Raw genomic sequence first — 12,956 nt, forward strand, 5'->3', positions numbered from 1 at the left:
CCGGTGCGGCAGAATCTCGGCTGTGCCCGCAACGAACACCGCCCTGGCCACGGAATTCGACCAGCACCGGAGCCGGCTGATCGGCATCGGCTACCGGCTCACGGGCCGGATCGCCGACGCCGAGGACGCGGTCCAGGACGCGTGGCTGCGGCTGGCGTCGACCGACCGCGAGACGATCCGCGACCTGACCGGCTGGCTGACCACCGTGGTCAGCAGGCTGTGCCTGGACCGGATGCGCTCGGCCGCGGTCCGACGGGAGCAGTACGTCGGACCATGGCTGCCGGAACCGCTGGTGACCTCGCTCGACGCGGACCCGGGCGACATCGTGGCGACCCAGGACGACCTGCGGATGGCGGCGATGCGGGTGCTGCACGAGCTGCCGCCCGACCAGCGGCTGGCGTTCGTGCTGCACGACGGCTTCGACGTGCCGTTCGCCGAGATCGCCGAGGTGGTCGGGTGCAGCACGGCGGCCGCGCGGCAGCACGCGTCGCGGGCGCGGCGGGCGATGGCCGACGCCGACCCGCCGGAGCGGGTTCCGCTGCCCGAGCAGCAGCAGGTGCTTGAGGAATTCCTCACGGCGGTGGCGTCGAAGGACCTCGAAGCGATCACCCGGGTGCTGCACCCGGCGGTGGCGGTCTACGGCGACAGCGGCGGCAAGGCCCGCACCGCGCGGCGCCCGGTGGTGGGCGTCGACAAGGTCGCCCGGTTCATCGTGGGGCTCATGGAGAAGTACGGCGACGGCCTGGTCGAGAACATCCGGCCGGTGATGGTCAACGGCGACCTCGGCGTGATGTTCATGGGCAACGACGCCGAGACGGCCGCCCCGCGGGTGTTCACCATGGCGGTGCTGGACGGCCGCCCGGCGGCGATCTTCGACATCGTCAACCCGGACAAGCTCACCCGCGTCCCCTGGTGACCAGCAGGCCGTGCGCGTTTTGTGTCGCTATCGCGGCACAAGGCACGCACGGCCCGGTTGACCAGCGGAAACAGCGAACCCGGGGCGGGCGGCGCTCAGCTCGGGTCGGTGACGCGGGCCAGGAAGTAGAGGGCACCCGTGGCCTGGTGGCGCACCAGGAACAGGAACGGCCGGTCGACCTCGACCCGGATCGGGTCCGGTTCCCGGACGATCGCGGTCAGCCGCATCATCACCGCCGTCGCGGCGGCGCCTTCGAGGCCGCTCTCGTCGACTTCGAGCACCGCCTGGTGCACGACCGTCGAAACCCGCAGCGGCTGATCGGTCAGCGGCGAGAAGTCCGCGTCGGGGGTGAACAGCTCCTCCACGCCGAGCGCGCCGAGCGACCTGGTCAGCTCGGCGTCGCCGGTGACGTCGAACTTCGGCAGGAACAGCTCCACCCGCTGCTGTTCGACGGCCGCCAGGAGACGGCGCAACTGCGTGGCGTCGAGTTCCGGCTCCGCCGTCCCCAGGTCGGCGTCCGGCAGCAGCACCACGGCCTCGACGCCGCCGGCCGCCGGCAGGCTGACGACCTGCCAGCCTTCGGCTGCGGCGTAGCCGAGGCGGCGGGTGGCGCGCATGGTCGGCACGTCGCGGTCGCCCGCCGGGGCGTGGAACGGCCGGCGGTCGGTGGCCTTCTCGTCGAACGCCTCCCGCCACGAAACCTTCAGGTAAAGGGCGTTGACCAGGGCAGCGACCGTGTCCGCGACCACCGAACCCGGGCTCAGCAGCTCGGGGATCAGATCTCGCGTCGTCTCCGCGACGTCGGCGTTGATCAGCTTCCGGGCATCTTCCGGGGCGGTCCGGAAGGGCGCGTTGCGCACCGCGCTACCCGGCCAGTCCTCCAGCGCGGTCAGGTAGGACTGGTGGATCGGGAGATCCGCGTGCGCCCACAGGGTGTTGGCCACCGCCAGCACCGGCGGCTCGGCGGACGGGCCACCGGAGAGCTCAGCGGCGCCGCCGAGCAGCTTCAGCAGCCCCGCCGGGTCGTCGCGCAGCGCGGTGACCAGTTCGTCCCTGGTCCGGCCGCCGGTCGCGGTCGCGGCCAGGCCGAGCGCGCTGGCCACCGAGTACGGCGACCAGCAGAACGGGGTGTTCGCCGGCGGAGCGAGCCGCCGGTGCAAGGACAGGCTGAAGTCGAGGTGTTCGCTCACGGCCGCTGGGCTCCGTTTCCGCGTCGGCTGACTCGGGGCTGATCCCGAGTCTGCCAGCCGAACGGCCGACGGTGGGCGCGAGCGATTGGCGGGTTCTCGCCCGCTTCGCCCTATCGGACGGATTCCTCGATGTCGGACAGGCCCATCAGGCGGAGTTCCTGGGCGATGTAGTGGGCCGCGCGCTGGGCCGCCGGGTCCTGCCACCGCAGGTCCCGGACCCAGTCGGCCAGGTTGTCGGTGTTCACGTACGGCTCGCCGCCGACGACGAGCTTCTGGATGTAGTGCCGGTTGCGCATCGGGGTCTCCTTGCGACCCGGGTTTCGGGGCCGGGCCGCGGGCTGCACCGAACGGTTTCGAGCAGCCGGACGGGGATCGGGGGCGGTGCCGTCGGCGTTCGGGGCTCGCCGAGCAGCACACTGAGTAAGAATTCTGGGGGCGAATCCCAGATCAACTCTCCCCTTTCGGATTAACGTCACATCGATTCGGACACGTTCCGTACATGCTTTCGATGCCAGGAGATCGCCTGCGCGTCCGTCAGCGACGAGACCTGGTCCAGCACCACCCGCAGCCGGGCCCGGTCGTCGCCCGCCCGGTGCCAGGCCGGCGCCATCGCCGGATCCAGCGACTCCGGGGCCCGCTCCGCCAGCGCCCACACCAGTTCGGTCAGCAGCGCCCGCTGCCGCTCCTGCATGCGCAACCGCTGCGGGTCGCTCATCACGTACCGCAGCGCGACGGCCTTGAGCACCGCGACCTCAGCCACCACCGGCTCCGGCACGACCAGCTCCGCGCGGTAGCGGGTCAACGGCCCGGGCCCGAAGCGCTCCACCGTTCCGGTCACCGCCGCGGCCACGAACCGCCCGACCAGCTCGCTGGTGAGCCGCTTCAGCGCGATCTGCGCGCGGAACGTGCCGTCGTAGTCCAGCACCGCGTCCACCACCGGCCACCGCACCAGCTCCGCCGCCGCGTGGTCGAGCAGCCCCGCGGTGTCGCCCGAGCCGTCGCCCCAGAAGTGCTTCGCGGCCATCCGGACGATCTCCGCGCGCTCCTCGCCGCTGGTCAGCGAGCGCAGCGAGATCCGTCCCGACAGCACCCCGTCCTCGACGTCGTGCACCGAGTAGGCCACGTCGTCGGACCAGTCCATCACCTGGGCCTCCAGGCACCGGCGGCCCTCCGGCGCGCCGTCGCGCAGCCACTCGAACACCGCCAGATCGTCCGGGTAGGCACCGAACTTGGCCTCGCCCGGGCGCTTCGGCCACGGGTACTTCGTCGCCGCGTCCAGGCACGCGCGGGTCAGGTTCAGGCCGCGGCCGACGTCGTCCGAGCCGGCCAGCTTCGGCTCCAGCCGGGTGAGGATGCGAAGAGTTTGCGCGTTGCCCTCGAAGCCGCCGCAACCGTCGGCGAGGTCGTTCAGCGCCCGCTCGCCGTTGTGCCCGAACGGCGGATGCCCGATGTCGTGCGCGAGCCCGGCGGTGTCCACCAGGTCCGGATCTGCGCCCAACGCGGCGGCGATGCCCCGCCCGATCTGCGCCACCTCCAGCGAGTGGGTCAGCCGAGTGCGCGGCACATCGCCCTCTTCCGGGCCCACGACCTGCGTCTTCCCCGCCAGCCGACGCAGCGCCGCCGAGTGCAGGACCCGCGCCCGGTCCCGCGCGAACGGGTTCCGGTCGTCCGACCGGGCCTCGGCGGGCGCGGCCGACTTCGGCGGCTCGGGCAGCAGCCGCCGCAGGTCGTGCGCGTCGTAGCCGGGCATGGCGCCCGTGGGGTCTCCGGAGCTCATCCCGCTCAGATTACGGTGCGAACCCGACGGACCACCGCATTCCGGCGGCGGTGCCGCGGCGTCGACCCACCCGGGTCATCAGCCCAGGCCGTCGCCGGCGATCTCCGCCGGTGCGTGGGTGAGCCGGTAGTACAGCAACGCACCGGTTTCCCGGACGATGTACTTGAACTGGACCTCGCGGGTCTGCACCACGGGCCCGGACCTGGCCGGGGACGCCCACGCGTCGAGCCCGAAGTCGCTGGCCATCGTCCGCGCCCGCAGCGAGTGCCAGGGGTCGCTCACGATGAGGGCGCTCGTCCAGCCCCGCTGCTGGGAGATGTCGGCGACCGCCTGCAGGCTGCCCAGCGTGTCGCTGCCGACGTCGACGTCGACGATCTTCTCGGCGGGCACCCCGTTCTCGGCCAGCCACTTCTTGCTGGCCTGCGCCTCGGTGAAGGCGTCGCCGGGAAGCCGGCCGCCGACCGTGACGATGTACTTGGTCAGGCCGTCCTGGTAGAGCTCCAGGGCCTGTTCGAGCCGCGCGGCGAGCACGTCCGAGGGCTTGCCGTGGTACTGGGCGGCGCCGAGCACGATCACGATGTCCACCGGCCGCCGGTCGTCGGCGCGAGCCACCTGCCACACCCGGAACGCGGTGCCGCCGATCACCAGCAGCATCACCAGCAAGGCGCCGACCAGGACGCGCCCGAACACCCGGCCTGCGGGGCGGCGCCGGTGGGCGGCTCGATGGGGGCTCACGTTGGCATCCTCGCAGATCTTCGGGTCCGCTGGGGCAGGCCGGGCGCGGGAAATCCAACCCGCCCAACCACTTTCGGAAAAAACGGGCCGGTGGCGTCCGAGAACACCACCGGCCCGAGCCCGGATCAGCAGCCGAGGAGGCGAACCGCCAGGTATTCCTCCAGCTTGTCCATCGCCACCCGCTCCTGCGACATCGTGTCGCGCTCGCGGACGGTGACGGCGTGGTCGGACAGCGAGTCGAAGTCGATGGTCACGCAGAACGGCGTGCCGACCTCGTCCTGCCTGCGGTAGCGGCGGCCGATCGCGCCGGCGTCGTCGAAGTCGACGTTCCAGTTGCGGCGCAACTGCGCGGCGATGTCGCGGGCCTTCGGCGACAGCTCGGCGTTGCGCGACAGCGGCAGCACGGCCACCTTCACCGGCGCCAGCCGGCGGTCCAGCTTCAGCACCACCCGCTTGTCCACGCCGCCCTTGGCGTTCGGCGCCTCGTCCTCGTGGTAGGCGTCGATCAGGAACGCCATCATCGGCCGGCCGACGCCCGCGGCCGGCTCGATCACGTACGGCCGGTACCGCGAGTTGCTGGCCTGGTCGAAGTACGACAGGTCGACGCCGGAGTGGTTCGAATGCGTGGTGAGGTCGAAGTCGGTGCGGTTGGCGATGCCCTCCAGCTCGCCCCACTCCTGACCGCCGAACCGGAACCGGTACTCGATGTCGACGGTGCGCTTCGCGTAGTGCGAGAGCTTCTCCTTCGGGTGCTCGAACTCCCGCAGGTTGTCCCGGCTGATGCCCAGGTCGGCGTACCAGCTCATGCGCTGGTCGATCCAGTACTGGTGCCACTGCTCGTCTTCGCCGGGCTCGACGAAGAACTCCATCTCCATCTGCTCGAACTCGCGGGTCCGGAAGATGAAGTTGCCGGGCGTGATCTCGTTGCGGAACGACTTGCCGATCTGGCCGATGCCGAACGGCGGCTTCTTCCGCGCGGTGGTCATCACGTTGGCGAAGTTGACGAAGATGCCCTGCGCGGTCTCCGGCCGCAGGTAGTGCATCCCCTCCTCGCTCTCCACCGGGCCGAGGAACGTCTTGAGCATCATGTTGAACTCGCGCGGCTCGGTGTACTGGCCGCGGGTACCGCAGTTGGGGCACGGGACGTCGGAGAGGTCGTCCTCGGCGGTCTCCTTGCCGGTGCGCTCGGAGTACTCCTCGGCGAGCTGGTCGGCGCGGAAGCGGTGGTGGCAGGAGGTGCACTCCACCAGCGGGTCGTGGAAGGCGGTGACGTGGCCGGACGCCTCCCAGACCGGGCGGGGCAGGATCACCGACGAGTCCAGGCCGACGACGTCGTCGCGGCCCTGCACCATCGACTTCCACCACTGGCGCTTGATGTTGTCCTTGAGCTCGACGCCGAGCGGACCGTAGTCCCAGGCCGACCGCGTACCGCCGTAGATCTCGCCGGACGGGTAGACGAAACCACGGCGCTTGCAGAGATTGACGATCGTGTCGATCTGGTCGGCGGGCACGTTCACTCCGGAATCATCGCTGGACTGCATAGAACCAGCTGGTCGGGCTGGAGTTTCCCAGCGTACCGATCCCGGACCGGGTGACGTTCGCCCGGGCTGGCCACCCGGGCGACGTGGTGGCGCCGACGGGGCGCGCGGTGTTGATGTGACAGGTCAGGCCGGGCGTACCCGTAGGATGGAGGGCGCGAAGCGTCCCCGTGCGCAGGCCACCGTTCGAGTGGCCTGCCCGAACCGACGCCACCGCAGGCAGGCGACGCCGTGTGGAGGTCTCGCCGGAAAGGAAGCGATGCCCGCCGTCAGCCCGCAATCCGAGCCGACCCGGTCGACCGCGGGCTTGGACGGCCTCGACGACCACGTGCACTCCCCGGAGCGGGACGCACACCCGGTCCCGATGCGGGACCAGCGGATCCTGGTCGAGGCCGGCGAGCTGCTGCGGGCGCTGGCCGCCCCGGTGCGCATCGCGATCGTCCTGCAGCTGCGGGAGTCGGAACGCTGCGTGCACGAGCTGGTCGACGCGCTCGGCGTCGCCCAGCCGCTGATCAGCCAGCACCTCCGGGTGCTGAAGTCCGCCGGGGTCGTGCACGGCGAGCGGCACGGCCGCGAGGTCGTCTACCGCCTCGTGGACGAACACCTGGCGCACATCGTGGTGGACGCCGCCGCGCACGCGGAGGAGATCTCCGGCGCGCGGTCGCGCGGTTCGGCGCCACGTTCCATCGCACCCAACTCCCGACAGGAGACGGAGACAGCGTGACCACCGGCGAGGGTCCCACGGTCGGCGTACCGGGACTGCGGGCCACCAAGCAGCGAGCGGCGGTTTCGAACCTGCTGGACCAGGTCAACGACTTCCGCTCCGCCCAGGAACTGCACGAGGAGCTGCGGCGGCAGGGCGAGGGCATCGGCCTGACCACGGTCTACCGCACGCTGCAAACCCTGGCCGACGCGGGCGAGGTCGACGTGCTGCGCACGCCGTCCGGCGAGGCGGTCTACCGGCGTTGCTCCAGCCACCACCACCATCACCTGGTGTGCCGGCACTGCGGGCGGACCGTGGAGGTGGCCGACCCGCCGGTGGAGAACTGGGCCGAGCGGATCGGCCAGGAGCACGGCTTCTCCGACGTCAGCCACACGGTCGAGATCATCGGCACCTGCCCCGACTGCACCGCCCGCGGCCTCTGACGTTCTGCGCAGCGGTGCGGGTAGCGGAACCTCGCAGCCAGCGGACGTGACCAGGTCGTGTGATCCGGTCAGTACTCGTAGGTGTCCTGAGGGGCCGGGATCGGGCGGATCAGGATCGTGTCCAGCGTCGGGACGTAGTCGTTGGCTTCGGTGGCCGAGCCCGGCCGCAGCCTGCCGGTCACCTCGATCCACGTGTCCGCCGGGAGCTCCGCCACCTGCGGCGGGGCCGCGAGCTCGACCTTCACCGGCGCCGCGTCCGCCGCGCAGCAGCTGATCCGCATCCTGGCGAGCTGCGTCGTCCCCGGTGTGAGGTGCACTACGAAGCCCTGCAGGCGCACCGCCCGGCCGTTGAGGGCGCCGCTTCCGTCCCAGATGGCTCGGGTGACGAACTCCGACACGCCCAGCAGCGGCGCCTGCTCGGGCGGCAGGTCCGGGAACAGGGATTCCCTCGGGGCCGCCGGCGCCGCCATCCGGTCGCGGGTCACCGAGTCCGAGCCGAGGGCCGGCGGCGCGATCAGGAAGATCGCGAACACCGGTAGCAGGAGCATCCACGGGCTGCGCGAATTGTGCTCGTGCTGCCCGGCTCCACCGGCGCGGATGTCGCGGACGATCGCGAAGATCGACAACCCGATCATGACCGCCCCGGCGACCACCAGCCACGGGAACAGCGCGGGCTTGACGTAGCGGAGGTAGCTGCCGCCCAGCGCGATCTTGAGCAGCGCGCCGCCCAGCAGCAGCAACAGCAGGTTCTGGGTTTCCCGGCGCATCACGAACCTCCCAGCAGCAGGGCGCCGACACCGACCGCGCAGCCGATCGCCACCACGAACGTGGCGGGCGCGAACCGGGCGGCGAAGCGGCGGCCGAAGGCGCCGGACTGCAGCGCGATCAGCTTGAGGTCGACGGCCGGGCCGACGACGAGGAACACCAGCTTCGGGATCAGCGGCAGGCCCGGCATCGACGCGACCACGAAGGCGTCGGCCTCGCTGCACAGCGCGAGGACCACCGCGAGCACCGCCATCACCAGCACGCCCAGCACCAGCTGGCCGCCGAGCGACTCCAGCCAGGACGCGGGCACGACGACGTTGAACACCGCCGACGTCAGGCCGCCGAGCACCAGGAATCCGCCCGCCTCGACCAGGTCGTGCCGGGCCGACTCGGCGAAGACCACCCACCGGCTACCGGAACCGCGATGCGCCTCGACCCGGTGCAGCGCGCGCTCGGCGAGCCATTCCGCCTTGCCCAGCCGGGCCCAGAGCCAGCCCATCACGCACGCCGTCAGCAGCGAACCGAGGAACCTGGCCAGCACCATCAGCGGCTCGTCCGGGAACGCGACCACGGTGGACACCAGGACGATCGGGTTCACCGCCGGCGCGGCCAGCAGGAACGCGAGCGCCGCGGCCGGCGCGACGCCCTGCTGCATCAGCCGCCGCGCCACCGGCACCGAGGCGCACTCGCAGCCGGGCAACGCCACCCCGGCGACACCGGCCACCGGCACCGCGGCAGCGGGGTTGGCGGGCAGCCAGCGGCGCAGCGCTCCCGGCGGGACGAACGCCGCGATCAGACCGCTGACCAGCACCCCGAGCACCAGGAACGGCATGGCCTGGACGCAGACGGCGACGAACACCGTCGAGCCGGTGCGCAGCGCGGGGACGTCCAGCAGCGCGCTCAGCTGCCCCTGGAACACCGCTGCCACGACCAGCAGGCCGCAGAGCACCTCCAACGAGGTGATGACGGGGCGCCGCGTGCGCGGCGGGTCGGCGATCTCGGTCACCGGGTCATCGTGCCAGTTCGAACTGATAATCGTTCGCACTAGGGGGTGAACCCACGCCCACACCCACTCGCCCCGAACCCGTCACCCCTGCTCAAGCAGGACACCGTCCACCGGGCCGCAAGCCCGGACCGACACACCGACACGTCCCCCGGTCCCGTGACGGACCGCAATTTCAATGGAAATCGAAGGTCCGATTTCCATTGAAATTGCGGTCCAACACCCGGTCGGGTGCCGCTAGTTGGTGGTGCCCTCTGGTTCGGCGAGGAGTTCGGTGCGCAGCTGGGACGCCGTCGCCACCACCAGCATCAGCAGGGTGCCCAGCGGCGCCGCCGCCATTCCCTCCGCCGGGAACGCGTAGCGCAAGGTCACGTCCATGCCGCGCTCGGTGCGGACCACCCCGAGCGTGCCGAACAGGCCCTGCCCCGCGCGCTCGGCGACCGACTGCGCGAGCTCGTCGGTGGGCGGCAGGTCCCAGGCGACCACGCAGGTCAGGCTCAGCACCGTCAGCCCGTCCGCGAGCTGCATCGCCTGCACCGCGCACGGGACATCGGAGTGCCGGAACGTGAGTGCACCGTCGTCGTCGACGTGCACGTCGTGGTAGTTCTCCAGCGCTTGCTTCGCCGCGGTCAGCAACCGCGCGGTGGCTGCGGCCTCCTGGGTCATCAATTGCCCTCCTGGGCGGTTTCGGCCGCCGCCCGATCGATGGCCCCGCCGAACCGCCGGTCCCGGCGCGCGTACTGCTCGCACGCGCGCCACAGGTGCCGGCGATCCACGTCGGGGAACAGGGTGTCCTGGAAGACGAGTTCGGCGTAGGCCGACTGCCAGAGCATGAAGTTCGAGGTTCGCTGCTCCCCGGAAGGCCGGATGAACAGGTCCACGTCCGGCATGTCCGGCTGGTACAGGTACCGGGCGATGGTGCGCTCGTCAACCCGGTCCGGGTTGATCTTCCCGGCGGCCACCAGTCGCGCGATCTCGCGGGCGGCGTCGCCGATCTCGGCCCGGCCGCCGTAGTTGACGCACATGGTCAGGTTCATGACCTCGTTGTTCTGCGTGCGGACCTCGGCGGATTGCAGCTCGTTCACCACGCTGCGCCACAGCCGTGGCTTCCGGCCCGCCCAGCGCACCCGCACCCCCAACCCGTCGAGCTCGTCGACGCGGCGCCGGATCACGTCTCGGTTGAACCCCATCAGGAACCGGACCTCGTCGGGGCTGCGCTTCCAGTTCTCGGTGGAGAAGGCGTACAGCGACAGCCACTTGACGCCGAGCTCGATCGCGCCGCGGGCCAGCTCCAGCACGACCGCCTCGCCTCGCTTGTGCCCCTCGATGCGCGGCAGCCCGCGCTCGTTGGCCCAGCGGCCGTTGCCGTCCATCACGATGGCGACGTGCTTGGGCACGAACTCCGGCGGCAACGCCGGCGGCTTCTCGCCGGAGGCGTGCGGTTCCGGCGTCCGCACGGTCGGGTCGTCCTTGCCCCGCCCACGGCGTCGCAACATAACTGGATTCTCCTTAGGACTGCTGGGCGTGAGGGTTTCATTGTCCTCGCCCGGGTCGATCAGGGGCTCAGCGCCCGTCCTCGGCGGCGGCGACCAGCGCGGCATCGGCGGCCCGCTCCCGGATGAGTTCCGGCACGGTCCGCTCCACCAGCGGCAACGACCGCAACTGCCGTTCCATGTGCCACTGCAGGTGCGCCGCGATGAGGCCGCTGGCCTCCCGGCGGACCGGATTCGCGGCCGCCTCGGCGGAAGACCAGTCGCCGTGCAGCAGCGACTCCATCAACGGCAACGTGTGCACCGATGGCCGCACCGAACCGGCGGGCCTGCACTGGACGCACACCGCGCCGCCCGCCTGCACGTTGAAGGCGGCATGCGGGCCCGCCTCGCCGCAGCGCGCGCACTCGCTGAGCGCCGGCGCCCAGCCCGCGAAGGACATCGCGCGGAGCAGGAAGGCGTCCAGCACCTGCGAGGAGTCGCGATCCCGCCCCGACAGCGCGCGCAGCGCGCCGATGGCCAGCAGGTAGAGGCGCAGCACCGGCTCGCCCTCCTCCGCGGCCAGCCGGTCGACGGTCTCCAGCACCGCGCAGGCCGCGGTGTAGCGCTGGTAGTCGTCGACGATGTGCGCGCCGAAGGCGTCCACGGTCTGCACCTGGGTGATCACGTCGAGCGTGCGTCCGGTGTAGAGCTGCACGTCGACGTGGCAGAACGGCTCGACCCGGGCGCCGAACCGCGACGTCGTGCGCCGCACTCCCTTGGCAACTGCCCGAACTTTGCCGTAGCGGCGGGTCAGCAAGGTTATGATCCGGTCTGCCTCGCCCAGCTTCTGCACCCGCAGGACGACTGCGGTATCGCGGTAGAGGCTCACCCACCCATCATCACACCCCTGGGCGACGGCATCGAAGCCACGCGGAAGAATCACCGGGCATTCCGCGCCGAAAGGACGTCATGACCTACCCGTACGACCAGAACCCCTACCCGCAGGCGCCGATGCCGTACGGGCCTGGTTATCCGATGTTGCCGCGGAACAACGGCATGGCGATCGCCTCGATGTGCGTCTCGCTGGCCGCGATCTTCACCTGCTACGGCGCCATCCTCATCGGACCGGTCGGCGCGATCCTGGGCCACGTCTCACTGCGCGAGATCAACCGGAACCCGAAGGCCTACACCAACCGCAGCATGGCGCTGACGGGCATCATCGTCGGGTGGGTCGTGCCGGGCCTCTGGTTGCTGTTCATCACGTTCATGATCCTGGCCGCCACCGGTGTCCTCGGCAACGGCCTCCAGAGCTCGTTCGACAACTAGACGTAGAGCGCGTCGAAGGGCGGGAACGGCAGGTTCCTGATCACCGACCAGACGGCGATCAGGACCAGCCCCACCAGCGGGGACCAGCGCCACTGCTCCCAGGTCGGGATCCGCCGGCCGCGCCAGCGGCCCAGCACCCAGGCGCCCCAGGTCCACAGGAAGAACGGGATGAACGCGACCGCCGCCGCGTTGAAGTGCAGCGCCGTCAGCACGTCACCGTGCAGCAGGCTGTAGAACATCCGCGTCGCGCCGCAGCCGGGGCAGTCGAGCCCGGTCAGCCACTTGACCGGGCAGGGCGGCAGCGGAAATCCGGCGTCGGAGGTGGGATCGGCGGCGAGCACGATCCCGGCCGCCGCGCAGCCGATCAGCGCGGTCGCGGCCGGGAGAACCATCGCGCGAAGGCGCGCGGCGACCATCAGCTCGCTGCGGCGGCGAAGCCGAACAGCGCGATCATGATCACGAAGTAGGCCACGAACGCCAGGATGTAGAGGCCCAGCAGGCTGGCGCCGACGATGACGGCGACCTTGCCCCACTTCTTGGCCTCGTTGGCCGAGATCCGCGCCTGGTCGGGCAGGCCCTGGTACCAGAGCGAGTTGACCTGCAGCGCCTTGATCAGCGCCGGGATCCCGAAGGGCCAGCACACCAGGATTCCGGCGATGGCCCAGCCCAGGTTGTTGTTCACCGGCACGGGGGCGACGCCGAACTGCGCCGCGTAGGGGTGCGGCGCCATCGGCACCGGGTGGTGGACCGGCTGCTGAACCATCGGCTGCTGGACCGGCTGGTCGAACTGCTGCTGAACCTGCGGGTCGACGGGCTGCTGCGCGATCGGCTGCTGGACCTGCTGGTCAGCAGGCTGCTGCGCGATCGGCTGCTGGCCAGCAGGCTGCTGAACCGCCGGCTGCTCGGCCGGCTGCTGCGGAACACCGGTCGGATCGGACGGTTCCGTCATTGTTCCCCCGGAGAAGTTGACGCGCGTCGTTGGGGGGGGGGGGGGGGGCGCGGGCACAAAACAAAAAAAGCCCACGGTGGGGGCCCACCCAAAGGGGGGGGGGTCTACAAAAAAAACACCGGACCAGCAGGCTCGAGAA

General features: G+C 71.0%; 16 protein-coding genes. 4 read left to right on the forward strand and 12 right to left on the reverse strand.

The window, feature by feature from the left end; genetic code table 11:
* The first annotated feature begins 22 nt into the window (after positions 1 to 22).
* Entirely contained in the window at positions 23 to 916 is an 894-nt protein-coding gene (locus AC07EQ_RS13560; protein WP_478388279.1) for a sigma-70 family RNA polymerase sigma factor, read from the forward strand.
* Between the two features lie 95 nt (positions 917 to 1,011).
* On the opposite strand, the gene AC07EQ_RS13565 is transcribed toward AC07EQ_RS13560, so the two are convergent.
* The 5 genes from AC07EQ_RS13565 to AC07EQ_RS13585 form a co-directional block, all read right to left on the reverse strand.
* Positions 1,012 to 2,106 (reverse strand): serpin family protein, encoded by a 1,095-nt coding sequence (locus AC07EQ_RS13565; protein ID WP_478388280.1) that lies wholly within the window; start codon positions 2,104 to 2,106, stop codon positions 1,012 to 1,014.
* Between the two features lie 110 nt (positions 2,107 to 2,216).
* The gene (locus AC07EQ_RS13570; RefSeq protein ID WP_132489332.1) at positions 2,217 to 2,402 is read right to left on the reverse strand and encodes a hypothetical protein; all 186 of its coding nucleotides are present in this window, start codon (positions 2,400 to 2,402) and stop codon (positions 2,217 to 2,219) included.
* A gap of 176 nt (positions 2,403 to 2,578) precedes the next feature.
* Positions 2,579 to 3,883, reverse strand: a complete 1,305-nt coding sequence (locus AC07EQ_RS13575; protein ID WP_478388281.1) for a deoxyguanosinetriphosphate triphosphohydrolase — start codon at positions 3,881 to 3,883, stop codon at positions 2,579 to 2,581.
* A 78-nt stretch (positions 3,884 to 3,961) separates the two neighbouring features.
* Positions 3,962 to 4,537: a YdcF family protein gene (locus tag AC07EQ_RS13580; RefSeq protein WP_478388493.1), complete on the reverse strand. Its 576-nt coding sequence runs from the start codon at positions 4,535 to 4,537 to the stop codon at positions 3,962 to 3,964.
* A gap of 206 nt (positions 4,538 to 4,743) precedes the next feature.
* Positions 4,744 to 6,129, reverse strand: a complete 1,386-nt coding sequence (locus tag AC07EQ_RS13585; RefSeq protein WP_478388494.1) for a glycine--tRNA ligase — start codon at positions 6,127 to 6,129, stop codon at positions 4,744 to 4,746.
* A 286-nt stretch (positions 6,130 to 6,415) separates the two neighbouring features.
* On the opposite strand from AC07EQ_RS13585, the gene AC07EQ_RS13590 reads away from it, so the two are divergent.
* Together AC07EQ_RS13590 and AC07EQ_RS13595 are read left to right on the forward strand one after the other, a co-directional pair.
* The gene (locus AC07EQ_RS13590) at positions 6,416 to 6,880 is read left to right on the forward strand and encodes an ArsR/SmtB family transcription factor (protein WP_478388282.1); all 465 of its coding nucleotides are present in this window, start codon (positions 6,416 to 6,418) and stop codon (positions 6,878 to 6,880) included.
* On the forward strand, positions 6,877 to 7,302 hold the full coding sequence (locus AC07EQ_RS13595; protein ID WP_478388283.1) for a Fur family transcriptional regulator: 426 nt from the start codon (positions 6,877 to 6,879) through the stop codon (positions 7,300 to 7,302). Before AC07EQ_RS13590 ends, AC07EQ_RS13595 begins: the two co-directional genes overlap by 4 nt.
* 68 nt (positions 7,303 to 7,370) lie before the next feature.
* Here the strand turns inward: AC07EQ_RS13595 and AC07EQ_RS13600 are convergent, their stop codons facing one another.
* The 5 genes from AC07EQ_RS13600 to recO all read right to left on the reverse strand — a co-directional run bounded on the left by AC07EQ_RS13600 (position 7,371) and on the right by recO (position 11,431).
* Positions 7,371 to 8,069, reverse strand: coding sequence for a TIGR03943 family putative permease subunit (locus AC07EQ_RS13600; RefSeq protein WP_478388284.1), 699 nt, complete (start codon positions 8,067 to 8,069; stop codon positions 7,371 to 7,373).
* The gene (locus AC07EQ_RS13605; RefSeq protein WP_478388285.1) at positions 8,069 to 9,073 is read right to left on the reverse strand and encodes a permease; all 1,005 of its coding nucleotides are present in this window, start codon (positions 9,071 to 9,073) and stop codon (positions 8,069 to 8,071) included. Before AC07EQ_RS13605 ends, AC07EQ_RS13600 begins: the two co-directional genes overlap by 1 nt.
* Before the next feature lie 234 nt (positions 9,074 to 9,307).
* The gene (locus AC07EQ_RS13610) at positions 9,308 to 9,736 is read right to left on the reverse strand and encodes a hypothetical protein (protein WP_478388286.1); all 429 of its coding nucleotides are present in this window, start codon (positions 9,734 to 9,736) and stop codon (positions 9,308 to 9,310) included.
* Complete coding sequence (locus AC07EQ_RS13615) at positions 9,736 to 10,566, reverse strand: isoprenyl transferase (RefSeq protein ID WP_478388287.1); 831 nt, start codon at positions 10,564 to 10,566, stop codon at positions 9,736 to 9,738. Before AC07EQ_RS13615 ends, AC07EQ_RS13610 begins: the two co-directional genes overlap by 1 nt.
* A gap of 67 nt (positions 10,567 to 10,633) precedes the next feature.
* Entirely contained in the window at positions 10,634 to 11,431 is a 798-nt protein-coding gene (gene recO / locus AC07EQ_RS13620) for a DNA repair protein RecO (protein WP_478388288.1), read from the reverse strand.
* 80 nt (positions 11,432 to 11,511) lie between these two features.
* On the opposite strand from recO, the gene AC07EQ_RS13625 reads away from it, so the two are divergent.
* Complete coding sequence (locus AC07EQ_RS13625; RefSeq protein ID WP_478388289.1) at positions 11,512 to 11,868, forward strand: DUF4190 domain-containing protein; 357 nt, start codon at positions 11,512 to 11,514, stop codon at positions 11,866 to 11,868.
* On the opposite strand, the gene AC07EQ_RS13630 is transcribed toward AC07EQ_RS13625, so the two are convergent.
* Complete coding sequence (locus tag AC07EQ_RS13630; protein ID WP_478388290.1) at positions 11,865 to 12,260, reverse strand: DUF2752 domain-containing protein; 396 nt, start codon at positions 12,258 to 12,260, stop codon at positions 11,865 to 11,867. The genes AC07EQ_RS13625 and AC07EQ_RS13630 overlap by 4 nt on opposite strands.
* A gap of 23 nt (positions 12,261 to 12,283) precedes the next feature.
* Positions 12,284 to 12,817, reverse strand: a complete 534-nt coding sequence (locus AC07EQ_RS13635; protein WP_478388291.1) for a CD225/dispanin family protein — start codon at positions 12,815 to 12,817, stop codon at positions 12,284 to 12,286.
* Positions 12,818 to 12,956 lie beyond the last annotated feature (139 nt).

Source organism: Saccharopolyspora sp. NPDC045839, from assembly GCF_056431645.1.

Bases quoted from the DNA above. Each gene is read 5' to 3' on its own strand.
- AC07EQ_RS13570 (WP_132489332.1), bottom strand. From the start codon at position 2,402: ATGCGCAACCGGCACTACATCCAGAAGCTCGTCGTCGGCGGCGAGCCG.
- AC07EQ_RS13575 (WP_478388281.1), bottom strand. From the start codon at position 3,883: ATGAGCTCCGGAGACCCCACGGGCGCCATGCCCGGCTACGACGCGCAC.
- AC07EQ_RS13580 (WP_478388493.1), bottom strand. From the start codon at position 4,537: ATGCTGCTGGTGATCGGCGGCACCGCGTTCCGGGTGTGGCAGGTGGCT.
- AC07EQ_RS13590 (WP_478388282.1), top strand. From the start codon at position 6,416: ATGCCCGCCGTCAGCCCGCAATCCGAGCCGACCCGGTCGACCGCGGGC.
- AC07EQ_RS13600 (WP_478388284.1), bottom strand. From the start codon at position 8,069: ATGCGCCGGGAAACCCAGAACCTGCTGTTGCTGCTGCTGGGCGGCGCG.
- AC07EQ_RS13610 (WP_478388286.1), bottom strand. From the start codon at position 9,736: ATGACCCAGGAGGCCGCAGCCACCGCGCGGTTGCTGACCGCGGCGAAG.
- AC07EQ_RS13615 (WP_478388287.1), bottom strand. From the start codon at position 10,566: ATGTTGCGACGCCGTGGGCGGGGCAAGGACGACCCGACCGTGCGGACG.
- AC07EQ_RS13625 (WP_478388289.1), top strand. From the start codon at position 11,512: ATGACCTACCCGTACGACCAGAACCCCTACCCGCAGGCGCCGATGCCG.
- AC07EQ_RS13630 (WP_478388290.1), bottom strand. From the start codon at position 12,260: ATGGTTCTCCCGGCCGCGACCGCGCTGATCGGCTGCGCGGCGGCCGGG.
- AC07EQ_RS13635 (WP_478388291.1), bottom strand. From the start codon at position 12,817: ATGACGGAACCGTCCGATCCGACCGGTGTTCCGCAGCAGCCGGCCGAG.